The 23,556-nt window shown below is 39.9% G+C and carries 18 protein-coding genes; 5 read left to right on the forward strand and 13 right to left on the reverse strand.

Annotation, left to right across the window (positions count from 1 at the left end):
• Positions 1-22 precede the first annotated feature (22 nt).
• The 4 genes from AHA02nite_RS11915 to AHA02nite_RS11930 all read right to left on the reverse strand — a co-directional run bounded on the left by AHA02nite_RS11915 (position 23) and on the right by AHA02nite_RS11930 (position 5,915).
• On the reverse strand, positions 23-2,383 hold the full coding sequence (locus AHA02nite_RS11915) for a glycoside hydrolase family 65 protein (RefSeq protein ID WP_146817586.1): 2,361 nt from the start codon (positions 2,381-2,383) through the stop codon (positions 23-25).
• Positions 2,384-2,878: 495 nt separating this feature from the next.
• Positions 2,879-3,823 carry a nucleoside hydrolase gene (locus AHA02nite_RS11920; protein WP_146817588.1) on the reverse strand — a complete coding sequence of 315 codons (945 nt, stop codon included), beginning with the start codon at positions 3,821-3,823 and terminating at the stop codon, positions 2,879-2,881.
• A 15-nt stretch (positions 3,824-3,838) separates the two neighbouring features.
• Positions 3,839-4,942, reverse strand: coding sequence for an NAD(P)/FAD-dependent oxidoreductase (locus AHA02nite_RS11925; RefSeq protein ID WP_146817590.1), 1,104 nt, complete (start codon positions 4,940-4,942; stop codon positions 3,839-3,841).
• Between the two features lie 61 nt (positions 4,943-5,003).
• The gene (locus AHA02nite_RS11930) at positions 5,004-5,915 is read right to left on the reverse strand and encodes a DMT family transporter (RefSeq protein WP_146817592.1); all 912 of its coding nucleotides are present in this window, start codon (positions 5,913-5,915) and stop codon (positions 5,004-5,006) included.
• A 500-nt stretch (positions 5,916-6,415) separates the two neighbouring features.
• Between AHA02nite_RS11930 and AHA02nite_RS11935 the strand changes: the two genes are divergently transcribed.
• From AHA02nite_RS11935 to AHA02nite_RS11955, 5 genes are all read left to right on the forward strand, one after another.
• Positions 6,416-7,426, forward strand: a complete 1,011-nt coding sequence (locus AHA02nite_RS11935; protein WP_146817594.1) for an acyltransferase family protein — start codon at positions 6,416-6,418, stop codon at positions 7,424-7,426.
• A 107-nt stretch (positions 7,427-7,533) separates the two neighbouring features.
• Entirely contained in the window at positions 7,534-8,289 is a 756-nt protein-coding gene (locus AHA02nite_RS11940) for a hypothetical protein (protein ID WP_146817596.1), read from the forward strand.
• 467 nt (positions 8,290-8,756) lie between these two features.
• Positions 8,757-10,340 (forward strand): serine hydrolase domain-containing protein, encoded by a 1,584-nt coding sequence (locus tag AHA02nite_RS11945; protein ID WP_246118860.1) that lies wholly within the window; start codon positions 8,757-8,759, stop codon positions 10,338-10,340.
• A gap of 45 nt (positions 10,341-10,385) precedes the next feature.
• The gene (locus tag AHA02nite_RS11950; RefSeq protein ID WP_146817694.1) at positions 10,386-12,476 is read left to right on the forward strand and encodes a glycoside hydrolase family 3 N-terminal domain-containing protein; all 2,091 of its coding nucleotides are present in this window, start codon (positions 10,386-10,388) and stop codon (positions 12,474-12,476) included.
• Positions 12,477-12,548: 72 nt separating this feature from the next.
• Complete coding sequence (locus tag AHA02nite_RS11955; protein WP_146817598.1) at positions 12,549-13,808, forward strand: exo-beta-N-acetylmuramidase NamZ family protein; 1,260 nt, start codon at positions 12,549-12,551, stop codon at positions 13,806-13,808.
• 333 nt (positions 13,809-14,141) lie between these two features.
• Here AHA02nite_RS11955 and AHA02nite_RS11960 read toward each other — a convergent pair whose 3' ends face one another.
• The 9 genes from AHA02nite_RS11960 to AHA02nite_RS11995 all read right to left on the reverse strand — a co-directional run bounded on the left by AHA02nite_RS11960 (position 14,142) and on the right by AHA02nite_RS11995 (position 23,457).
• Positions 14,142-16,031 carry an SEC-C metal-binding domain-containing protein gene (locus AHA02nite_RS11960; RefSeq protein WP_146817600.1) on the reverse strand — a complete coding sequence of 630 codons (1,890 nt, stop codon included), beginning with the start codon at positions 16,029-16,031 and terminating at the stop codon, positions 14,142-14,144.
• Positions 16,032-16,355: 324 nt separating this feature from the next.
• Entirely contained in the window at positions 16,356-17,072 is a 717-nt protein-coding gene (nagB, locus tag AHA02nite_RS11965; protein WP_146817602.1) for a glucosamine-6-phosphate deaminase, read from the reverse strand.
• A 12-nt stretch (positions 17,073-17,084) separates the two neighbouring features.
• Complete coding sequence (locus AHA02nite_RS11970) at positions 17,085-17,921, reverse strand: MurR/RpiR family transcriptional regulator (protein WP_146817604.1); 837 nt, start codon at positions 17,919-17,921, stop codon at positions 17,085-17,087.
• Between the two features lie 17 nt (positions 17,922-17,938).
• On the reverse strand, positions 17,939-18,841 hold the full coding sequence (locus AHA02nite_RS11975; protein WP_146817606.1) for an ROK family protein: 903 nt from the start codon (positions 18,839-18,841) through the stop codon (positions 17,939-17,941).
• 72 nt (positions 18,842-18,913) lie between these two features.
• Positions 18,914-20,194 carry a TRAP transporter large permease gene (locus tag AHA02nite_RS11980; protein WP_246118857.1) on the reverse strand — a complete coding sequence of 427 codons (1,281 nt, stop codon included), beginning with the start codon at positions 20,192-20,194 and terminating at the stop codon, positions 18,914-18,916.
• Entirely contained in the window at positions 20,195-20,662 is a 468-nt protein-coding gene (locus AHA02nite_RS15320) for a TRAP transporter small permease (protein ID WP_246118858.1), read from the reverse strand.
• 24 nt (positions 20,663-20,686) lie between these two features.
• Positions 20,687-21,679 (reverse strand): sialic acid TRAP transporter substrate-binding protein SiaP, encoded by a 993-nt coding sequence (locus tag AHA02nite_RS11985; RefSeq protein ID WP_146817608.1) that lies wholly within the window; start codon positions 21,677-21,679, stop codon positions 20,687-20,689.
• Positions 21,680-21,880: 201 nt separating this feature from the next.
• Positions 21,881-22,750, reverse strand: a complete 870-nt coding sequence (locus AHA02nite_RS11990; RefSeq protein ID WP_146817610.1) for an N-acetylneuraminate lyase — start codon at positions 22,748-22,750, stop codon at positions 21,881-21,883.
• The gene (locus tag AHA02nite_RS11995) at positions 22,747-23,457 is read right to left on the reverse strand and encodes an N-acetylmannosamine-6-phosphate 2-epimerase (RefSeq protein ID WP_146817612.1); all 711 of its coding nucleotides are present in this window, start codon (positions 23,455-23,457) and stop codon (positions 22,747-22,749) included. Before AHA02nite_RS11995 ends, AHA02nite_RS11990 begins: the two co-directional genes overlap by 4 nt.
• Positions 23,458-23,556: the final 99 nt, after the last annotated feature.

Raw genomic sequence — 23,556 nt, forward strand, 5'->3', positions numbered from 1 at the left:
TTTCCTCCCCTATAATAACTTATTAATTATATTGCAAAGCTAAAGGAACAGTGAGAGTGTCTTTTAGCTTCCTAACCTCATTTTGGATCACGATTGGTAACTCCGTTTGTGAATCTTTCGAGATCGTACATTGCTCTCTAGTAATCTCAAAGCGCAATTGTTCACCTCGCCAATCGACATTAAACGTTATTGAATTCCACTCATTTGGTAGAGTCGGATTAACTGATAAACCATCAGGCGTCAACCTTACACCCGCAAAACCAAATACCGAAATGCTCCAAATACCTGCAATCGATGCCGCATGAATACCTTCTTGAGATGACTTCATATTTTGACCGAGGTCAATCTCTGCTGCACGGCGGAACATGCGATAAGCCATGTCCATCTTTTCAAAATCACTCGCCACAATCGCATGCGTTGAAAGACTTAAAGACGAATCGTGTAACGTGCGCGGTTCATAATAATCAAAATTTGCACGCTTTAACGCCGCATCGAATTCTACTTCATCTTTCAAGAACGTTTGCTCAAGTAAATAGAGTAATACGAGCACATCCGCTTGCTTCGTCACTTGAAGTCCATTAATTTGTGGCTGATTGTAATCTTTATAAATCGTTCTAGGCTGCTCTTGCTTTTTATACTTATCCAAATCAATTTCAGGAAGCGATAAATACGTATCATCTTGCGGAATGACTTGATCCTCTTCCCGTGGTGCTGGTAAGAAAACTTTCTCAGCTTTTTCTTTCCAGTTTTCATAGTTTTGTTGTAAGTCTAGCTTTTCATTAAGTGTCGCGAAAACGTTTTCGTTTTGTGCACTTAAAAACTCATAATACTTAATGGCTAGCTTCAAATTAAAATAACTCATGTAGTTTGTATAAGCATTGTTATTCACATGCTCTTTATATTCATCTGGTCCAATCACATTATGAATTTCATATCTCGCCTCAGCTTCATTCCACTCATAACGACTCGCCCAGAAGTTTGCACTATCAAACACCATCTCGTAACCGTAATCATTTAGAAATGCTTCATCATTCGTCACGTTGTAATACTGATTAACTGCAAAAGCAATATCAGCCGTAATGTGCTGCTCGATCAAGCCTGTCCAAATTTTACTTCTTTCACCAGTTACGATATCAATATCACCATAAAGTGGTGTCACTTCCCCATCATCTGGGAACGCCATCTCCCACGGATACATCGCACCTTCATAACCATTCTCTTCAGCCTTCGCTCGTGCACTTTCCAACCCGTAATAACGATAGGTTAATAGAGAGCGCGCTACCTCTGGATTTGAATAAGTGAAAAATGGTAGAACGAAAATTTCTGTATCCCAGAACGAATGACCTTTATAACCTTCACCAGATAACCCTTTTGCACCGATCCCCATTCGCGAATCATGATCAGGTGTCATAATCGTCATATGATAGATTGAGAATCGAACAGCTAGCTGGTCAAAGTTGTCTTGACTATCAATTTCAATATTGTAGCGGTTCCATATTTGATCGAACCATGCTTGACGATGCTCATCTCTTAGCTCGTCATAACTTTTTTGCGTAACTTTTTCTAATGTATCATGTGCTTGTTGCTTAACCGTTTCTTGATCAGCACCATTCGGTAAAAATTCACGGTCACGACTCGTATAAACAGTCGTAAACTTCTCAAGTGTCACCTTCTCACCTGGCACCAAATTAAACTGATAACCAACACCAACTTTACGCCTGTCCATAAGCTTATCAACTGTTGCTTCTTTCGATAAACGATGCTGACTGACTAACGCAATATCAACATTAGACTGGCGCGTCGTCTGCACATATTCGAGTAGATCATCTCCGTAAATTCTCGGCACACCATTTAAAAAGTGCTGTGCACCTGTGTTCGTCGTTTGACCATTAATCGCACTTACTAATTGAACGGATGCACTTTCATTCAGTGCTTCCACTTCGACTTTCATGCCAATTAAGTGACGCTCAGCAAGTGATACGAAACGACGACAATGGAATTGAAATGTTTTACCTTTTGGCGACGTCCACTTAAACGAACGCGTTAGCTCAGCTGTTTTCAAATTCAACTTTCTAACGTACTCATCCGTTTCACCAATCTCTAAATGGAAACGCTCACCATCGATATAAAAATCTATTTGCGTAACATCTGCTAAATTAGGAAGCTCTGTTACTTCAGTCGGGTCAGCTTGATTAAACGTCCCATTAACGAACAAGTTTCGTTTCTCACCGAAATACGACTCTTCCATCGCCGAACGAAGCCCCATATAACCATTTCCTAACGCCATAACAGCTTCGAACTTTCGCAATTGATTCGGCGAAAAGCCACTTTCAGCTACAACCCAATCTTTAAACTCCCCTTGACCAACATCATATCGGATCATATAAAACTCCCTTTTCAAATCATGTAACCGCTTTCCTAATGAGCGAAAAAATATAGATTGCTAGAATTTACGAAAACGTTTTAGTAACTTTCAAAAAATTTTTCAAGCACCCTGTTCGTGCTCGTAAACCAAAGTATAAGAGCATTCTATTAAAAAGTCAACAGAAAATGAAAGCGATTTTATAGACAAATTTTGGGGAGGTTGAGAGGGCCTGATTTATTGGGTGAGTGCTGATAAAATTTTGTGAACGCTGATAAACTGGGTGCGAGCGCTGATAAATTTTCGTGAACGCTGATATTCTCTTGAGCGCCAAATTACCATCGTGAGCGCCAAATTATTCTTGTGAGTGCCAAATTCATGACCTCGAGCGCCAGAATATCTCCACGAACGCCAAATTAACTCGACCGAACGCCAGAATAACACCGCGAGCGCCAAATTAACACGACCGAACGCCAAAAAAATCGCCGAACATCTCTATTCGGCGATCAACTTCAATCACTTATTTGACAACACACTAAAAAACAATTCAACAAACCGCTTTCGATCAACATCATGCAGCACGTGTACATTCGCAGGTTTGTTCATCGTCCGTAAATGATCGACGACGGTTGCACCGGCTGTTGCATAACCTGCCGTTTCAACTGTGACGTATAAGTCTTCTCCTTCAAACAACGTCGGGTCGATCACATATGCAATGGCGCACAAATCGTGTAAACGCAATACATCAGCGTGATGCGGTTCTAAAAATGGTGAGGAATCTTGTGCATCCATATAATGTTGCAACATTTCATGAAGTGTTTTCGACAGTTCGTTTCCTGTTGCTTTTAACAAATCTAAATCCTTTTGAGTTAAGTAAGCTTTGTGCGTCACATCAAGACCACTCTTAACAATAGGAATTCCACTTTGCATAACGACTTCAGCCGCTTCTGGGTCAACGTAAATATTAAACTCAGCTTTTGGCGTCACGTTGCCACCACGAACAGCGCCACCCATAATCGAGATTTGCTTAATTTTTGGTTTCACTTCCGGGTGCGCCAACAACAACGCCCCAACATTCGTAAGCGGGCCTGTTGCAACGATTGTCACCGGCTCATCCGCCTCTTTCAAAACAGAAACCATCGCCTCAATCGCTGGACGATCACTTTCCTCTAACATCGGCTCAGGTAGCTCGACACCACCAATACCAGACTCACCGTGAATATGATCGGCAATGACTAAGTCGCGTAAAAATGGTTTCTCAGAGCCGCGCGCAATTTCCACGTCTTCTCCTATGTAACTGACAAACCGAAGCGCGTTATCAATCACTTTATCTTGCGTTTGATTACCTGCGCTCGTCGTAATTAACTTCACATCTGTCTTCTCATGCCTTAGCGCTAACAAAAGCATCATGACATCATCAATACCAGGATCACAATCAATAATGACTGGTGTCTTTTCCATCACACTCACCTCTTCTTATGTTCGAAGTGGATCAAACGGCGTTAAATCCATCCCCACTTCTTCGTCTATAGCTAGTTTAGCCGTCATTTTACCGACAAAAGGTCCAATGGTCAATCCAGACGGACCTAAACCTGTTGCGACAATTAAATTACTGTAACTAGAAATTTTTCCGAGTAACGGCTTTTGATCTGGCCCCATCGGTCGAAATCCAATGCGTACCTCTTCCAATGTCGCATCCGCTAACCCAGGTGCAACGGCAAGACCTTCGTCTAGCACCTCTTGCACACCACCAGCAGTTAACCTATAGTCAAAACCACTATCCGCCTCACGCGTCGCTCCAAACACGACACGACCGTCATCAAACGCTAACATATAATGACTCGACTGCGGTAAAACGACAGGCCAATCTTTCGTATCTTCACCTTCAGCCCGCAAATGCGCAATTTGACCACGTTGCGGCTCTAACACAATCGACACGTCGACTTGCTCAAGCAACTTTTTCGACCACGCACCTGCTGAAACAATGACTTGATCAGCATCTAACACACCATCTCGCGTACGTACGAAAACTTCATCACCACGACTCTCAAGCTCCACTTCCTCTTCAAGTAACTGTCCACCACGGTTCACAAACGCACGGACTAACGCTTGAGTAAGCAAGTCCCCATCAACACGTGCACCACCAGAGACATAAACAGCCGAACAATCATTTTGTAACGGCGGAAACATTTTTCGCGCTTCACTGTTCGTCAACTTTTCCACATCACCAACAAAATCGGTCTCTTTACGCTTTCGCACCGCTTCTTCATAAAGTGCCTCAAGCTCCGATTCCGTATTCGCTAAAGCGAGCGCACCACACTTATAATACCCTGTAACACCTGCTTCATCCGCACGCAAATCATCAATTAATGCCGGATAATCAATCGCACTAACCTTCGCTAATTCATACAAATCAGGATCCTTTCTCGCACCGACCCAAGGACAAACAATGCCAGCACCAGCTTTTGTTGCCTTTCCTCGAAAATCCGCATCAACTAACACAACATCCTCACCTTGCTGAACGAGACTATACGCCGTTGCAGCTCCTAGAATTCCCGCACCAATGATAATATGCTTCACAAAGGTTCCCCCACTTTCATTCATATGTCACAGCTTTACTTATTAGGAAAATATTTTACAACTAATGCTCAACAACTTTCCCGCGCCGCCTTTTTAATAAATACTCAATCGCGCCCGTTCCTAAGAAAATCCCTACTATAATAAGAACAAACCCAACAATATGCTCAAGCATAATCGCTTCATTTAAAAAGACCGCCGAGCCGATAATCGCAAACAACGTATTTAAATTAATAAAAATCGCCGATTCAGCCGGGCCAACTTTTTTAATGACATAATTGTACGTCATATGACCGAAAGCTGTCGCCATAATTGCACTAAATAAAAAGACAGCACCAATATGCCAATCAAACACACGCGCCATCTCACCCACATCAGCACCTAGCGCTTGGCTTAATCCGAAAATAACAACCGAACCAAACACCATAATGTACCCTGTAATTAAACGCGGATCAAACGTCGCTCTCAATTTACTAATTAACACAAAACTAAACCCTTGCACCGCAACACCAAGGAACACAAATACATCGCCCATCGACATCGCACCTAGACCACCACTGCCTGTAAGCGTCGTCGTGGCCACACCAGCAAAACCAAAGATAAAACCAACCGTCCTTAATAGGTTCACTTTTTGCCTTAAGAAAATCACCGCCATCAACACGGTCATAAGCGGCATTAAACCAAGAATAAGCGATCCGTTAACACCCGTTGTCCCTTCTAAACCAACCGCAATAAACGAATGGTGCAACACAACATTAAAGGTTCCTATATATAACATAACGAGCCACTCTGACTTATGCGGCAGACGGAAAATCCCCATAAAATAACAAATGACCAACACCGCAACTCCTGCTGTGAACACACGGAAAGAAGTCAGCAACACTGGATCAATCGTATCGACCAGCACTTTAAGCGCCGGTAAATTCATGCCCCACATAAGCATGACTAGGAATAACAAAATATAAATCTTAACCAAACTTTTCACCTGTTTCTAATCTATGATTCTTCAACCTTACAAAATTTCGTGACTAGAAGCAATAAGTACGACTTCCTATTCCTCACATTTCGGCGTTCGCCGGATTATGGTGGCGTTTCGCCGGATTATCAATATTTTCGCCGGAAAAATGAGATTTTCGCCGGAATATCATGATTTTCGCCGGAAAAATAAAATTTTCGCTGATAATCCATATAATGGAATGAAGAATGTGCCGCGATCTAAAAGCGTCAGCACGATGGAATCCGGCGTTCGCCCAATTATTGCGCCACTTCGCTTAATTATTGAAAGTTTCGCTTAATTATTGAGTTTTTCGCTTAATTATAAAGATTTTCGCTTAATTAATGCGCTCGAGCGCCGATAAATGCCACCCCTCTGTAACAATTTCTTAAAAACTTTTAATAGAATTGATACAGATTTCCCATAGACTCTATTTTATAATGCAATATTAATAGTAATCTCTAATAGAAAGTTGGGAGAGTATGGCAGAGGTTAAGAAGTCGCGTGACCCGTTCATCGACAATGCACGATTTATACTCGTCTTCCTTGTCGTGTTAGGGCATTTTTTCGTGCCGATTCGTGGCGATCATCCGGTCATCAACGAAATTAACAATCTACTTGGCCTATTTAGAATGCCCGCGCTGATCTTACTCACCGGCTTTCTAAGTAAAGGGTTTATGAAGCCAGGTTTTATAAAAAATATTACGATGAAGTTGCTCGTTCCGTATTTTATTTTCCAAATAATCTTCGGAGTGTATTACTATTTTCTATATAATGACCCGACGTATGAGTTTTATCTATTATCACCGCAGTTTACGTTGTGGTTTCTATTAAGTTTATTTTTCTGGAACTTAATGTTGTTTGTGTTTACTAAAATTAAGTATCCATTACTCATTGCGGTTATATTAGGTGTTGGGGTTGGCTATATTTCGGAAATCGGGCACTACATGTCCATGCACCGTACGTTTGTGTTTTTTCCGTTTTTCTTGCTTGGTTATTATATGAAGTTAGAGCATTTAAAGTGGGTGAAAAAGCGTTTTATGAAAGTGGCTGCCGTGGCGGCTTTCGTGTTCGTTTATATTATGTTTGAACAAGTGTTATCACTAAACGAATCGTTAAACTGGCTATTCGGCTACACGCCGTATGCTGGGCTTGGCTATGAAGAATGGTATGCTGGGTTCTTCCGTCTAGCAATCTATGGGCTATCATTAATCGTCGGCTTTGCCTTTTTAGCATTCGTGCCTACGCGCGAGACATTTTTCACCGAACTCGGTAAACGAACAGCATATATTTATATTTTACACGGTGTGGTTGTCGAGACGATGTACGAGCTCTATTTATACGAGGCACTTTCAAGCGTTTGGGATTACACGCTCATCCTCGTCTACGGTGTGATTATCACGTTAACACTCGGGTCAAACAGAACGGTTCGCTGGATGCGACCTTTAATAGAAGGAAGAGTAGCACAGCCAATACTAAATCGAAAGAACTAAGCGGACTAGTCCGTTTAGTTCTTTTTTTATCCTCAAGTAATACTTAAGACAAACCGTTAAAATATTAGAATGGATTAGCCTAGCAGATTAATAAGGAGGCGATTTCTGTGGGCGCATTGACATGTAGCAAATGCTATAACCATCAGGCAGGAGGGAATTTTTGCGAAAACTGTGGTCATGCTTTAGTGCAAGGTGGTCAACAAGTCATTCAAGTAAAACAAATTCCATTATCTCGAAGCAGTAGACAGCAAACGTCAGAGCCATCTGCCATAAGTACAATGATGAGAAACTATGCTGAATTTTATAAAAAAACACTAAAAAACCCAACCCATGCACTTAAACAGTCAGATCATCATTACGGTAACGCCATTGCGACATTACTTCTTCTATCGATTACCTTTGCATTAGGTATTTACTTATTAATGAACGCGCAAGGTGTGCTAGTCGATACGAATGCTTTTCAGATCATTAGTCGATTGACACTCGGTTCATTACTAATATTAGTAGCTGGTTTCGTTGGATTAATCATTAGTCTCAAAATAGGTGGCATTAATTTAACTTACAAAGAAGCAATGACTCAATATGGCACTCTAGCTGTTCCTTTCACCTTACTTACGATGTTATCAATGATTACAGGGTTAAGTTCATCTGTAACATTCACCCTATCACTAGCAGCGATTGGACTACTTCTTTTTGTGGCATTCGTACCAATGCTCACGACTTTCTTTCATATTTTACAAACAGAAAACCACCGCGCGACACTCTATTTAAGTTTCTTAGCTTTCGGTGTTACTATTTTAACTCTATACGTCATGTTTCGAATCTACTTAGCTGACCTGTGGGTGATGGTTGGTAGAATATAATTTAGTCTATGACCGCGAACGTCTATTAAGGCGTTCGCTTTTTTGTTGGAAAAATAAGACTTTCTATCTAAAATCGACACTTGGCTTGTCGATTTTGTCCGTATTCTCGTAAAATAATAACCATTTATTACCACACATTTTGTCAATTTCTCTTATTATTGTAGAACTTTCGTCTACTACCTCCCTCTTTTCAACATCAAAAACCTCTTTTGACACAAAATTTTCACAATGTTAACCTTATTCTGAATTTTAAATTCATTATTTAACAAAGGTGGTGAAACTTTATTTCACACGCAAATATATGAAAGCGCTTCATAACCCTCATCAACTAGAGCTTCTTTAATACTTCTAGATTTGTTCTTAAAACAACCTATATCTTTGTAGGAGGTAAAAACTAAGTGGTAGATAAGAGAAGGAAAAAGAAGTCTTTATCCATCGTATTAGCAGCCGCAATGTGTGTACCTTTAATGATGCCAGCTAACACTTTAGCTTCAAACGAACCAATTCCTCAAAATTTCAGTTGGGATGATCCAGGACCAACGTCACCAGTACTGCATCCAGGGTCTTCAACAGGTGCTGGTATGGTTTCTGAACCACTAAACAATATTAATGACTTCATGGAAGATATGATTGAACAAAGTGTGATGCCTGGTGCGGTGACTTTTATAGCAAGAAAAGGACACATCGTTCACAACGAAGCATATGGACATAGCTATTTGTACGAAGACGATCAATTTAATGAAACAGAACAGCCAATTCAAACTGAAACTGACACTATTTTTGACATAGCTTCATTAAGCAAGTTGTTCACAACGACTGCTGCTATGACATTGTATGAAGACGGTCATTTTGATCTTGATGACCCAGTTGCAAAATATATCCCGGAATTTGCAACGAATGATAAAGAAGACATAACGATTCGCCAACTAATGACCCACACATCTGGATTTCCAGCATGGATCCCACTACACTCACAAGGTGACACGAGAGAAGATCGATTACAGATCGTCTACGAGCAAGAATTATCCACTGAACCTGGTACAGATTATACTTATAGCGACCTAAACATGATTACACTTGGTAGTTTAGTAGAACGCTTATCTGGACAACGACTAGATGAGTATGTAAAAGAAGCAATAACAAAACCTTTAGGTATGAGTGACACGATGTACAACCCTCCAGAAGAACTAAAACACAGAATCGCTGCAACTGAATATCAACCATTAGTTAACCGAGGTCTTGTTTGGGGAGAAGTTCACGATGAGAATGCATGGTCTTTAGACGGTATCTCAGGCCACGCAGGCGTCTTTTCAACTGCTGAAGACTTAGGAAAGTTCGCTCATATGTTTTTAAATGATGGTCAATATGGCGGAAAACGAATTTTACAAGAAGAAACGGTGGATTTAATGCTTGAAAGCCAAATTCCTGAACTCGCGGACCAAGGGTTAGGCTTTGAATTTGACCGGGGTTCTTTTATGGGAGCTTTATCAAGTGAATCGACTTTTGGACATACTGGTTTTACTGGTACGTCACTAGTTGTTAACCAAGATAATGCTACGATTGCCATTCTATTAACTAACAGAGTTCACCCATCACGTGATACCACTTCAACTCACGTAGCTAGACGTGCTCTAGCAGAACAAGTAGCAGATGCGATCCCTGTTTCGATGCCAAGTGATGAAGCCTGGTTTTCTGGTTATGGTGACCAAGCTGAGTATGAGTTAACAGCTGATTTAAATTTAGCTGAAGATGCCATACTAACTTTTGATACTTGGCACCGTATAGAAGAAGGGTATGACTTTGGTTATGTTGAGTTTTCTGAGGACAGTAATGATTGGATGACTGCATATGAACTTACCGGAGATGAAAACTGGCATGAAATCGAAATTGAGATACCTGAAACTGCTCAAAAAATCCGCTTCACTTACGAAACAGACGCGCTCGTTAATGGGCGTGGCTGGTATATAGACAATACTCAACTCACTACACTTAACGGTGAGATAATCGACCTTAATTGGACTAGTAGTGATTGGGTTCAAAGGTCATATTAAAAAATATAAGGTGGTGCTTTAGTGAAACATTCACGTAAATTGTTGATGTCAGTAATTACAGTGGTGTTTGTCTTTTCTCACTTTTGGCTTGGGATGCCAAGTGGACAAGTGTCTGCTGAAGAAGTTGACACGCATCAGGATCTCATTTTGTTAGAAAATGTGCCTGAAGTTGAACCGAACGCTGACGGTCAAGAAGAGTTTCAATTAACAGCGTTAAATGTTTATGCTGACGGATATTTTACTGAGGAATCAAATGGTCTTGAATGGTCTTCTTCTAATAAAAATGTGGCTGAAGTTGATGGCGACGGCCAAGTGACGATGTCAGGTCAAAACGGACGCACATTTATTACGGTTACAAATGGTGATTTTGAAGACCGAGTTGCAGTTGATTACAAGGTGGATTCCAGCGATAACAGCCCTGGCAAACCTGAGTCTGAAGTGACAATCGTTCAAGAAGATGGCGAACGTTATGACTTAGTACAACATGCATTAAACGAGCTTACAATCGAAGAAAAGCTTGGACAAATGCTCATGCCGGATTTCCGTCATTGGAATGGTGAAGAAGTAACGGAAATGCTTCCGGAAATCGAAGAGCTTGTTGAAGAGTATCACTTAGGTGGAGTTATTTTGTTCGCTGAAAACGTCCAAGACACTGAACAAACGGCTCGCTTAGTGCGCGACTATCAAAATGCGGCTGAAAAGTTCGGCTTAATGATGACGATCGATCAAGAAGGTGGAATTGTAACACGCCTTCAGTCTGGTACTGATTTTCCTGGAAACATGGCATTAGGTGCAACACGTTCTGAAGAGATTGCTTTTGACGTTGGACAAGCAATCGGTCATGAAATTAGCTCTTTAGGCATTAACACGAACTTCGCACCTGTAATGGATGTGAACAATAACCCAGACAATCCTGTTATTGGCGTAAGATCTTTCGGTGAAGACCCTGATTTAGTTGCTGACTTAGGAATCGCTTATACAGAAGGCCTTCAATCAACTGGTGTTGCAGCAACAGCTAAGCACTTCCCAGGCCATGGTGACACTGATGTGGATTCTCATTTAGGTTTACCAGAAGTGCCACATGATCGCGAGCGCCTTGAAGAAGTTGAACTTTACCCATTCCAAAGAGCGATGGAATCAGGAATGGACATGATTATGACAGCACACGTTACGTTCCCTCAAATCGATGATACGACTGTCATTTCTGAGGCAACTGGCGAAGAAGTGATGTTGCCGGCAACGTTATCTTATAAAGTTTTAACAGAACTCATTCGTGATGACATGGGATATGAAGGTGTCATTACAACAGATGCGATGAACATGAATGCGATCACCGATCACTTCGGTCCAGTTGATGCTGCGGTCCGTGCTGTCGAAGCTGGTAGTGATATCGTCTTAATGCCAGTCGGCTTAGAAGAAGTCGCTGAAGGCTTACTTGACGCAATCGATTCTGGCGACATTACTGAAGAGCGCATCGAAGCTTCAGTTGAGCGTATTTTAACACTTAAGCTTGAGCGTGGAATTGTGAAAGAGGAAAACCCTGAGCCAATTGAAGAAAAAGTGTCTAACGCTTTAGACGTTGTTGGATCGGACGAGCATCAACAAATCGAACAAGAAGCAGCTGAACGTTCGATTACACTTGTGGAAAATGATGACGTTTTACCTTTAACAGATGACTTAGATGGTGAAGTTGTCGTTATTGGGAACACGTTTATAAACGACTTAGGTGATGCAGTGTCTCAACACCACGCTGACACTACCGTCATTCAATCATCTGGTGACTTAACAGAAGCTGAGCTTGAAACGATTGAAAACGCTGAAGTCGTCATTGCCGGCTCTTACACGTTTAACGTTGCTGGCCGTGCACCAGATAACCCGAATATGGAGTTAATTAATTCGCTTGGTGAACTGACTGATGCTCCAGTAGTTGGTGTTGGCATTCGTAACCCGTACGACATTATGGCTTACCCGACAGTTGATGCATATTTAGCGCAATACGGATTTAATGAAGCAAGCTTTGAAGCGACAGCTGCAACTATTTTTGGCGATAACGAACCAACTGGATTATTGCCAGTGACGATTCCAACGATTGACGATGATGTTTTATATGAGTTCGGTCACGGTTTGAATTATTAAAAACAGGTCAAGCTGAGTCCCTTCCCTCTCAGCTTCCTGTTTAAATAAAAATTTTCAAGGAGGATTTCTTTTATGAAAAAATGGCTAATTGGCGTTGCCACATTAGTATTAGTGCTAGCAACCTTTTCTGTAACGATGGCCCAACAAGGCGGGCCTGGCAACGGTGAAGGTAATAAAAAAGGTCATGCCAAACAGCTTGAACTTGGTGTTGATGTGCTTTTAGATGAAGAAAAAGATTTAATTGATGGCCAAAATGTCGGCTTAATTACCAATCCGACAGGCGTAGATTCAGAGTTAAATAGTATAGTAGATACATTGCATAACGATCCAGACGTTAATTTAACAGCGCTTTACGGCCCGGAACACGGCGTGCGCGGTGATGCACAAGCTGGTGAATATGTCGAATATTATATCGATGAAAAGACAGGCCTTCCTGTATATAGCTTATACGGTGAAACGCGTAAGCCAACACCTGAAATGCTAGAAGATGTTGATGTTCTATTATTCGATATCCAAGATGTTGGGACACGCTTCTACACTTACATTTACACGATGGCATTCGCGATGGAAGCAGCTGAAGAAAACGATGTTGAGTTCGTCGTATTAGACCGCCCGAACCCGATTAACGGATTAGACGTGGCTGGTCCAGTTTTAGAAGATGAGTACTCATCTTTTGTAGGCGAATATGAAATTCCGCTACGCCACGGCATGACAGTTGGTGAGCTAGCTTACTTATTTAATGAAGAATTTGATATTGGTGCAGACTTGAACGTCGTTGAAATGGATAGCTGGAAACGCTATATGTATTACGATGATACAGACTTAGAATTCGTTTTACCGTCACCAAACATGCCGACACTTGATACAGCAGTCGTTTACCCAGGTGCAGCGTTGATCGAAGGTACGAACGTTTCAGAAGGACGCGGCACGACTAAACCATTCGAACTAATCGGCGCACCATTCATCGACTCAGATGAACTCGCAACACACTTAAACGAACAAGACTTACCAGGCGTGACTTTTAGAGCAGCATCATTCACACCAACATTTTCAAAACACGCCGGTGACCTATCACACGGCATCGAAATTCACGTCACGAACCAAAGATCATACAAATCTATTGAAACAGGACTACACATCGTCAAAGCCATTCACGACCTATACCCAGAAGACTTCCAATTCCGCACTGACGGATTCTTCGGCAACCTAATCGGAAACGGCTGGGTACAAGAAGCCATCGAAAACGGTGAATCAGTCGACTCGATTGTTGAACAATGGCAAGATGATTTAGATGAATTTAAAGAACTGCGTGAAGAGTATTTGATCTATTAATCTAGTGGTTACTAAATTGTGGGAATCCGGCGTTCGCCGGATTCCATATTGATTTCGCCGGAAAAACTTAATTTTCGCCGGATTATTTGGAAAATCGCCGGAATATCGAGATTTTCGCCGGATTATTGAGGGTTTCGCTGATAATCCAGATAATGGGAGGAACGGACCCGCCGCGTGGCCGTGCGCGGGATTAGGCGAACGCTTAATTAATTGAGCGTTCGCCTAATTATTGCCGAGTTCGCCCAATTATCGGGGATTTCGCTCAATTATTAAAAATTTCGCCTAATTATAGAGAAAATCGCCTAATTCTCAAATAATTAGGCGATTTCAACTCTATGAATATACCGTCTCTACGTCTTCCAAAGCGTCCAAATAATCGATCCAAACGCTTTCATTAAAATGACAATAAACAACCGCTTCATCAGGTGAACCTTGTTCGAACATCTTCGGCATTATAGACAATATAGGCAGTTTACCAGTTAACATAGGGATTATATAAGGGTTGCGGTTATCAGCTATTCGTAACAACTCTTTGACTGTTTGCGTTAACTTTCCGTTTTCTTGCACTAACTCATAGAGCGCTTCGTTAAAGAAATGAAAAGCATCATCTGCCGGATAAATATCAAGCAAACTTTTAGCAGCTGGTAATTCGTACATTGCTATATATAATGGAAACAATCGGTAGCGAATACCTTGATTGTCATTAAAGTTCCACTCCATAATCGCCTCATAACATTCAATCGCATTTACAGGGCGGTCAGTATCATTGTAGAGCTCAGCCAATGCTTGATAGGCGCGAAGCCAAGGCCGTACCTCTATCATAGCCCAAGGATGTTCGAGTTCAGCTAATTCGGCTAAATCCAACTTCTCTTTTCCAACTTCAATGCCTTTCTTTAACAGCTCTTCACTTTCATCTAAATCATCACTAAAAAACGCTTTCAAAACAAGGCCATCGATATTTTCAGGGTCTAACTGCAGAACTTGGTCAACTATTGACGGTTCCATTTCCTCATGAGCTTCGAATGCTAATAGCTGCGCACGCTCTTCGTCATTTTTAGGCGTGTACGGAGCATCTTTCGTTTTATTAAGGAATTCATTCAATTCATTTTCGTCATTGAATGTTTGAGACGACGCTTTTTTATTCATCTCATACATCATACGTTCAGAAGCTACATCCCAACCAGGCTTTGAAAAATGCTTCAATGTAGGACCACTTGCAACATCTTCATTAGCATTTATGTCATGAAAACGTTCAAATAAATAATCTTCAATTTCATAAACTCGATTGGAAATACTGTTCGAATTAACGCCATACTTTTTAGCCAACTCTTTCATCGTGACGCTTTCATCTTGCAAACCGAACATCGGGCTCGTCCAATACAAGTACTCAAGTGTTGCAGCTAGCACTTCAGGCTTTTGGATCCTAGGTAGATTTTTTTCATAAAAATCGACCCAAGCCACCTCTAAATTATCATAAGTAGTCTTCTGTTTTTCTTTTTCGCTCATATGACCACGCAAAATTTCAACGACTCGTTTAGCTTTATCATTTTGCAAAAGCTCTAATGCGTCAAACTCAAGCTCTGAAAACCAAAGATCCATTAAATCAAGGAAGCGTTCAACAAATTCGTTATGATCACTTATTTCATTTAAAATTTGATGATAATGAGACTTCGTTGCTGGATAAGCAATTGGCATAATTTGATACTGAGGCCCCCAACTTAAGGCAAAGCCGATCACATAAAGATCCTGACTTATATTGTCTACCGGGATACAACCCCTCCGAACTTCTAAACGATCGTGTGTAAACAGATCTAGCATTTCTACTACTTCTTCAGACTGCACGTGTTCCACTTTGAAAATGCTCGGCTTAGAGTGTTTCCAGTCCTTCAACGCTGATTTAGTCATTGGGCGATTCACTTTTGGCAACATGTGATCCACAAAACCTTCCATCGCCGTTTGACCAGACTTCTCAATAACAGACGCCCAATACAACATCTTCATGACCTGTCTCACCTGTTCGACTTCATCAGTAGCACTTTCATAAAAGACAAGATCCGGATGAAACTCAAAAACATACTCCATTAAACTTTTCCAATGCTGATCCATCTCCTGAACCACTACTTGTGAAGAAAACTCAACAATATTAGACTGAGCACAACATTTCTTATACTTTTTGCCACTACCACAAGGGCAAGGATCATTTCGACCTACTTTATCCGCCATTTTATCACCTCTAATTAGAGTATATCAAAATCGAGGGTGTGAGTGCACTCTTAGTTGCTGCTGGGTGAGGTGTTCGTGCGCCGGGGGTCGGTGTTCGTACGCGGAATTAGGCGTTCGCCGGATTCCAAGGTGTTTTCGCCGGAAAAATTTAATTTTCGCCGGATTATTCGGAAAATCGCCGGAATATCGAGATTTTCGCCGGATTATTGAGGGTTTCGCTGATAATCCAGATAATGGTAACTACAACACACTCAATCCCTACTCCTCTCACATCTCACACGATATATGAAAAAGTCGCCAGAGCAAACCGGCGACTTTTAATATTTATAAACTACTTTGATCTACCAATACTGTAACTGCATCATGCCTATGCAAGGCAGAGGCTGGAAATTCCTTAGATATTTCATGACTCAATAGTTTGTCTAAAGCAGAAGCCTTACCTTCACCTGACACTAGCAATAAAATCTCATCACTTCGTAAAATTGATTTAATTCCCATTGTGATTGAACGCTTAGGAACTTCAGAAACTGAAGAGAAATAACGCGAATTCGCTTCCCTTGTCGTAATATCTAACTCAACTACATGTGTCTTAGTTTTAAAAGGTGTACCTGGTTCATTAAAACCTATGTGCCCGTTATGCCCTAAGCCTAGAACTTGCACATCAATTGGACCTTTTTCTAGAAGCAGACTTTCATAGCGGTTACATTCCTTTTCTAGATCTATCGCTTGTCCATTAGGTATATGAAAAGATTTTGGGTTAAAATCAACTTTATCTATTAAGTGTTGCCTCATATACGTCTTATAGCTTTTAGCGTGAGAATCGCCAAGCCCAACATACTCATCTAAATTAAATGTGATTACATTTTCAAAAGAAACTACACCCTTGTTGTGCTGAGAAACTAATTCTTGATACAACCCTAAAGGTGTAGACCCTGTAGCAAGCCCTAAAACTGGTTGCTTTATTTCTCGAATTCTCCTGATTAGCTTACTCGCTGCAAAATAGCTCATTGATTCATAACTATTGAAGTATTTTACATTCATGTACTTCACCTACTAGTACAGCTTACTCGCAATGTTTTTAGTAAGTTCCATTTTTATTTCTTCAGCATTCTCATAACGCTCAATTGCAATACCTGTACAAATTAAGTCAATTAAATAAAGTTGGGTAACTTTTGAGACGAGCGAGCCACTATCAAGAGGACTCTCTTTCGCTGATGACAATAATACAATATCTGCAAACTTAGTTAGCGGTGACTTAATATAATTAGTTAAGGCTATTACTTTCGCACCTCTATTTTTAGCGATTTCAACAGAATCAATAATATCTTTGGTACTTCCTGTTAAGCTAATTGCTACTACAACTGTGTTCTCAGTCATTGATGATGCTCGCATAACTTGAAAATGGGGGTCTGTAATGGCGCTAACATGTTTACCTATACGCATAAGTCGGTTTTCCATGTCTAACACTGCAATACCAGAAGACCCAACCCCGTATAGTACCACTTCATCTGAGTTATTAATCTCTTTAATCGCCATTTCTAACTCATCTTCATCTACCATATTGTAAGAATCCTCAATTGCTTGAACCATATTTGATTTAATCTTAGCAGCATAAGTGTCTGACTCTGTGACCGTTGAATTTTTCAAAGAAATCTCCTGTGCGTACAAAAACTTAAAATCTTGAAACCCTTTAAAGCCTAACTTTCGAAAAAAACGTAGCACCGTTGCCTCAGCCACACCGCTCGATTCTGATAACTCTGTTAAAGAATAATACAAAACAGACTCACTGTTCTCTATAATATACTTATGAATTTTGTGCTCTGATTTTGTAAAGTTCTTCTTATACTGTTCCATAATAATAGAAGGTTTGACGTTTTGTTGGTTCTCCATTAAATTACCTCCGATCCCTAGTAATATTGGTTTAGATAGTGTTTCGCGGCACCGATTAAGTTCGAATCATTACCGAAACGACTACACACTACATCTAGTTTAGTTTTATGATTATGTAATAACTTCTTCTCTAGTTTACCCTGAATACGACTAGATAAAAACTCTCCTTGGGCGGAAATAGCTCCACCAATTATAACTCTATTAGGATTGATCACATGAATAATACTGGCTAAACCTAAAGCTACATTCTCAAGCCAATCCTCATATATTTGCTGCTCCTGTTGACTACCTGCTTTTAACCTATCGAAAAAATCTTCTAAGTCTGTATCAGTATTATAATAATCCGACACCGCACGCTTTAGAGCTAATGTAGATGCATACTGTTCATAACAGCCATATTGTCCACACGTACAAGTTCTACCATTTGGATACAATAAAATATGTCCAAACTCTCCTGCAGAAAAACGAGAACCCGTATACAGTTGACCATCTGTATAAGCTGCACCACCAATTCCAGTTCCTAAAGCTATACAGATAAAATTACCGACATCTTGCGCAGCTCCATACCAAGACTCTGCAATAGCCATACTGTTCACATCATTTTCAACAGAAACATTTAGGCCAACTGCTTCACGTAAGCGCTCCGCCACATTAATACCAGTATAATTCGGGATGTTGTCAGTTGCATAAACAATCTCACCGGTTTGCGAGTTTACTTGTCCAGCCGTACTAACTCCCAAACCATCTAATGGCCATTGTTCAATTAGCTTATGACTTAATTCAATCAGTTTCTCTATAATATATTCCCCACCCTGTTTAGCTTCAGTAGGTTCCTGAAATTTAGAGATCACCTCACCATTTTCATTGACCACTCCATATTTTATTGAAGTACCGCCAATATCAAACACTCCTATGAACACGCAATCACCTCACGACTATGATTGAAAAAGAGAAAAACCTAAGCACAAATGCGAAGGCTTTTCTCTATAAAGCTATCGTCCGACCAAGTCTGGTAAGAATAAGACGATCTCTGGGAAGATTGTAATTAAAACCAATGTTATTAACAGCGGTATTAGGAATGGTAGAACACCTCTTGTGATAACATGTACCGGTATGTCTCCAACTTTCGATACAACGAATATTGCCATCCCCATCGGCGGTGTTAAAATACCAATCATTAAGTTCAGTATCACGATAATACCAAAGTGTACTGGATCTACACCTACTGCCGTAACAACAGGAACCAATATAGGAATCAGCAAAATCAGTAATGCTAATGACTCTATAAAGATTCCTAAAAAGATTAATAGAACATTAATCATTAAAAGCAATAAGATAGGGTTTTCCGTTACATTTAAAAAGAAATCAGCAATTGAAACAGCAATGCGTTCATATGCAATCATCTGCCCAAAAAATTCAACAGCCATAATCATTAAAACTGCCACACCAGTAAGTTTTAATGAGTAGACAACATTATCATAAAACTTTTTAAAAGTAAGTTCTCGATAAACGAAGAACCCTAAAAACATTGCATATAACGTTGCCATTACTGCAGCCTCGGTAGGAGTAAACTGTCCTGAAAAGATCCCTCCAATTATAAGAATAGGAGTTAGCAACGCCCAAATTGCACGGTAAAAAGCGTACGCTCTCTGTTTAAATGTCGCCTTCTCTTCTTTTGGAAAATCACGCTTTTTAGCAAATATGTAAGCAACAACCATTAAAGTTGCAGCCATCAGTATTCCCGGAACAAGCCCTGCTAAAAACAATCTAGCAATCGACTGCTCTGATACTACACCATATATGATCAATGGAATACTTGGTGGTAAGATTGGGCCAATGATAGCCGAAGCAGCCGTTAAGCCACCAGCATAGTCATCATCATACTTAGCATCACGCATCGACTTAATCTCTAACTGACCTAGTCCTCCAGCGTCTGCCAAAGCAGATCCACTCATACCTGAAAAGAGTAAACTAGCTGATATATTAACATGACCTAGACCACCTTTAAAGTGACCGACAATCGTTCTGGCAAAATCGAATATCCTTTGAGTAATACCTGAAGAATTCATTAAGGTTCCAGTTAAAATAAAAAACGGAACCGCTAGTAGTGAAAACACATCAATACTAGTAATTAATCTAGCTGATGAAAATGTGAGTAAACCTAATTCATTGGTGATGAAATAAATGAATGTTACAACTAAAAGAGTAAAACCAACAGGCATCCCAATAAACAGCAATATTAGCCATAGGATAATAATTAGAAATACATCCATTTATTCCACCCCCTCATTATTTTTGACACGTTTTACTTCTCTTTCTATTAATCTATAAAGCATTAATGTTCCGAGTAATGGTAGTGCCATAAACATATAAACATACGATATGTTTAACGAAACAATCTCAACTGGAATTCGTCGGATTGAGATAATAACACCGACATAAATGATTAATAATAATACGATTGAAATACAAGTTTGGAAGAAATAATGCAACCATACCTTTACCTTCCTTGGAAACTTGTTATAAAAGTAATCAATTCTTACATGACCATCGTCTTTTATTTCTGAAGAAACAGCTAAATAAGCTACATATACAAAAAGGAACCTGGCCAGTTGCTCAGACCAGGTTAATGGACTATCGAGAATAGTTCTCGAAAAGACCTGAGCAACTAAAACCAAGAACGTTATAATAAGCAAGGTCCCTCCAACTATTTCTTCAAAATTCCGAAAGAACTTCTTCATTGGATTCACCTAATTCTAATGAAATTATCTTGCTGAATCGATCTCATCTAAATACTGTTCTCCACCTTCTTCAATATCCTCTAAATACTTCGGGTAAGCCTCTTCTAAAGCTTCTCTGAATTCATCTAAATCAGGTTCTGTAACAGTTACACCCTCTTCTTCAAATTTAGAGACAAGCTCAGCTTCTTCATCATAGAACAACTGTGTATGAACCTCTGCTGCATGCTCAAGTCCATCTAGTAAAATTTGTTGTAAGTCTTCTGGCATCTCATCAAACTTTTCTTTACTTACAACATAGTTATTATCATTTACAACGTGGTTTGTTAAAGCAAGATAGTCCTGAACTTCATAGAACGCTTGAGCGTCAATAGTTGACAGTGGATTTTCCTGGCCATCAACAGAATTCGTCTCTAATGCTAAGTATACTTCTGTGAATGCCATAGGAGTTGGTGAAGCACCCGTATAACTTGCATAATCTAATAATGTATCAGCCTCTGGAACACGTAAGGACAATCCTTCCATGTCACTTAATGACTCAATTGGACGGTTTGAAGTTGTTTGACGAGTTCCATTGTAAGCAGTTGCCCCAATCATCCAGTTGTGCTCCTCTTCCAGTTCCGCTTGCAGTCCTTGCCCATAATCAGTTTCATGGATTACTCGACTCAAGTGATCAAAGTCATCAACAATGTACGGCAAACCTAAAAGAGATGCACGTGGCAGCCAAATACCAAAACGACCAGCTTCAGCAAGCGTAAGGTCAAGTTCATTCTCTCTTACTTGCTCCAACATTTGACGATCGTCACCTAATTGAGAATCTGGATAAATTGTTAACTCAATTTGACCGTCACTTTCCTCTTCTAAATACTCTTTTAATGCCTCTGCTGCTTCATACTCATTTTGTGCTGTACCAGCAACCATACCGTAACGTAGCTCATATGAATCACTCGCTTCATCACAAGCTGCTAGCACTATCATTAGTACTAATAAGCTACCTAACAACAACAACTTTCCTCGCATAATTTAATCCCCTTTCAATAATCGAAATATTAAGAATTCTTTATTTAAAGACAATCTGTTGGTGAACAAAATTATAGATTCATAGATTCGTGCTTAATTAAAGCGGTTTCATTTTGTAAAAGATAACACTTTTGAACATGTACTGTCAAATTATAATAATAAATGATTAACTACTATCATTTTATAAATTCCCTTAACGAATTATACCAAATACTTATTTACAATTTGTTCAGCTCTTTCTTTCCCTTCAGGCGACAATGCATTCATTGGTTTGCGACACTCTCCTGCTTGAACTCCTTTTACCTTCAATATTTGTTTTAACGTTTGATACAAACCATTATCCAACACTTCAGCAATTAAATCATTGGTCTGTTTCTGTTTGCTCCTTGCTTCATTAATATTACCAGCTTGGGCATCCGTTAAGATTTCTTTTGCCATTTTTCCATTTACATTAAAAGTACTACCAATAGCACCATCAATCCCTAGTACACTTGCTGATAACAACATTTCATCAAAACCAGAGTAAATTAACTGATCCGGATATGCATGTCTTAGTCTTTCAAGTAAGAAAAAGTCAGGCGCAGTGAATTTAACACCAATTACATGCTCTAATTTAAATAATTCACCGAATTGTTCCAAGCTCATATTTACACCTGTCAAAGCGGGAATAGAATAAACCACTAAAGGGAATTCAACCTGATTAACTAAAGTAGAATAGTAGTTTTTAACTTCATCAAAATTAAATTTGTAGTAATACGGTGTCACCGCTGACATCGCATCATAACCTAATTCTTTAACATAATGTCCCAACTCTACTGACTCATCAATATTAAGTGAGCCGATTTGTCCAATTAACTGTGCCTCATCTCCCACTTCATCTTTTACAACTTGAAAGATCTCTTTCTTTTGTTCAGTGGAAATTAAAAAATTTTCACCAGTGCTTCCATTGACGTATAGACCATCAACACCACACTCATCTAAGTTGTAACGCACTATTTCCCTTAAACCTTTTTCATTAACGTTTCCTTTGTCATCAAACGAACAAAGTAAAGCTGAAAATACACCTTTCATAAGGCTCCCCCTTTCTTCGAGTCAATTTGTTCATCTTGTAATTGATTCATTCTAGCTGAAAACTTTTCTGTAATAACTTGAGGTCGAGTAATTGCGCTGCCAACTACAACTGCATGTGCCCCTAATTGTAGCGCGTCTTTTGCTTTTTCAGGTGTATCAATATTGCCTTCAGCAATAATTGGTGTACTTAACCGACCGACTAACTCTTCTACTAATTGCAATGGTTTTACACCTTTTGAATATGGAGTATAGCCGACAAGTGTGGTCGCAATTACATCCACTCCAGCTTCCTCAGCGTTCGCACCTTCTTCAAACGTTGATACATCGGCCATAAACAACTGATCTGGAAACTGACACTTTACATCATGAAAAAAAGTTTTAAAACTTTGACCATTAGGACGGGAATGTTTAGTTGCATCTAATGCAATAACATCCACTCCTTCTTCATATAACGATTTAACTTCATCAAGAGTAGGTGTAATAAATACTGAGCTATTCGTGCAATTTCTCTTAATGATTCCAATGATCGGTAAGTCAACCTCACGCTTAATCGACTGAATATCGCTTACTGTATTTGCACGAATTCCAGCAGCGCCACCCATTTGCGCAGCCAAAGCCATCTTTCCCATTATGTAAGAGTCATGAAGTGGTTCATCCTCCAGTGCCTGACACGATACAATTAACTGATTTTTAATTTTTTCTAACATCTCCTTAAACCCCTTATGCCCGATTAAACCCGATTGATAGTTTAAATAAACTCACCACTTGGTAGTAGAAAGTCAAAGTTCTAAAAGTGCTTGATAACT

Source organism: Alkalibacillus haloalkaliphilus (genome assembly GCF_007991275.1).
Lineage (GTDB): Bacteria > Bacillota > Bacilli > Bacillales > Alkalibacillaceae > Alkalibacillus > Alkalibacillus haloalkaliphilus.

Bases quoted from the DNA above. Each gene is read 5' to 3' on its own strand.
- AHA02nite_RS11915 (WP_146817586.1), bottom strand. From the start codon at position 2,383: ATGATCCGATATGATGTTGGTCAAGGGGAGTTTAAAGATTGGGTTGTA.
- AHA02nite_RS11920 (WP_146817588.1), bottom strand. From the start codon at position 3,823: ATGGAAAAGACACCAGTCATTATTGATTGTGATCCTGGTATTGATGAT.
- AHA02nite_RS11935 (WP_146817594.1), top strand. From the start codon at position 6,416: ATGGCAGAGGTTAAGAAGTCGCGTGACCCGTTCATCGACAATGCACGA.
- AHA02nite_RS11945 (WP_246118860.1), top strand. From the start codon at position 8,757: ATGATGCCAGCTAACACTTTAGCTTCAAACGAACCAATTCCTCAAAAT.
- AHA02nite_RS11950 (WP_146817694.1), top strand. From the start codon at position 10,386: ATGTCAGTAATTACAGTGGTGTTTGTCTTTTCTCACTTTTGGCTTGGG.
- AHA02nite_RS11955 (WP_146817598.1), top strand. From the start codon at position 12,549: ATGAAAAAATGGCTAATTGGCGTTGCCACATTAGTATTAGTGCTAGCA.
- AHA02nite_RS11960 (WP_146817600.1), bottom strand. From the start codon at position 16,031: ATGGCGGATAAAGTAGGTCGAAATGATCCTTGCCCTTGTGGTAGTGGC.
- nagB (WP_146817602.1), bottom strand. From the start codon at position 17,072: ATGAATGTAAAATACTTCAATAGTTATGAATCAATGAGCTATTTTGCA.
- AHA02nite_RS11970 (WP_146817604.1), bottom strand. From the start codon at position 17,921: ATGGAGAACCAACAAAACGTCAAACCTTCTATTATTATGGAACAGTAT.
- AHA02nite_RS11980 (WP_246118857.1), bottom strand. From the start codon at position 20,194: ATGGATGTATTTCTAATTATTATCCTATGGCTAATATTGCTGTTTATT.
- AHA02nite_RS15320 (WP_246118858.1), bottom strand. From the start codon at position 20,662: ATGAAGAAGTTCTTTCGGAATTTTGAAGAAATAGTTGGAGGGACCTTG.
- AHA02nite_RS11985 (WP_146817608.1), bottom strand. From the start codon at position 21,679: ATGCGAGGAAAGTTGTTGTTGTTAGGTAGCTTATTAGTACTAATGATA.
- AHA02nite_RS11990 (WP_146817610.1), bottom strand. From the start codon at position 22,750: ATGAAAGGTGTATTTTCAGCTTTACTTTGTTCGTTTGATGACAAAGGA.
- AHA02nite_RS11995 (WP_146817612.1), bottom strand. From the start codon at position 23,457: ATGTTAGAAAAAATTAAAAATCAGTTAATTGTATCGTGTCAGGCACTG.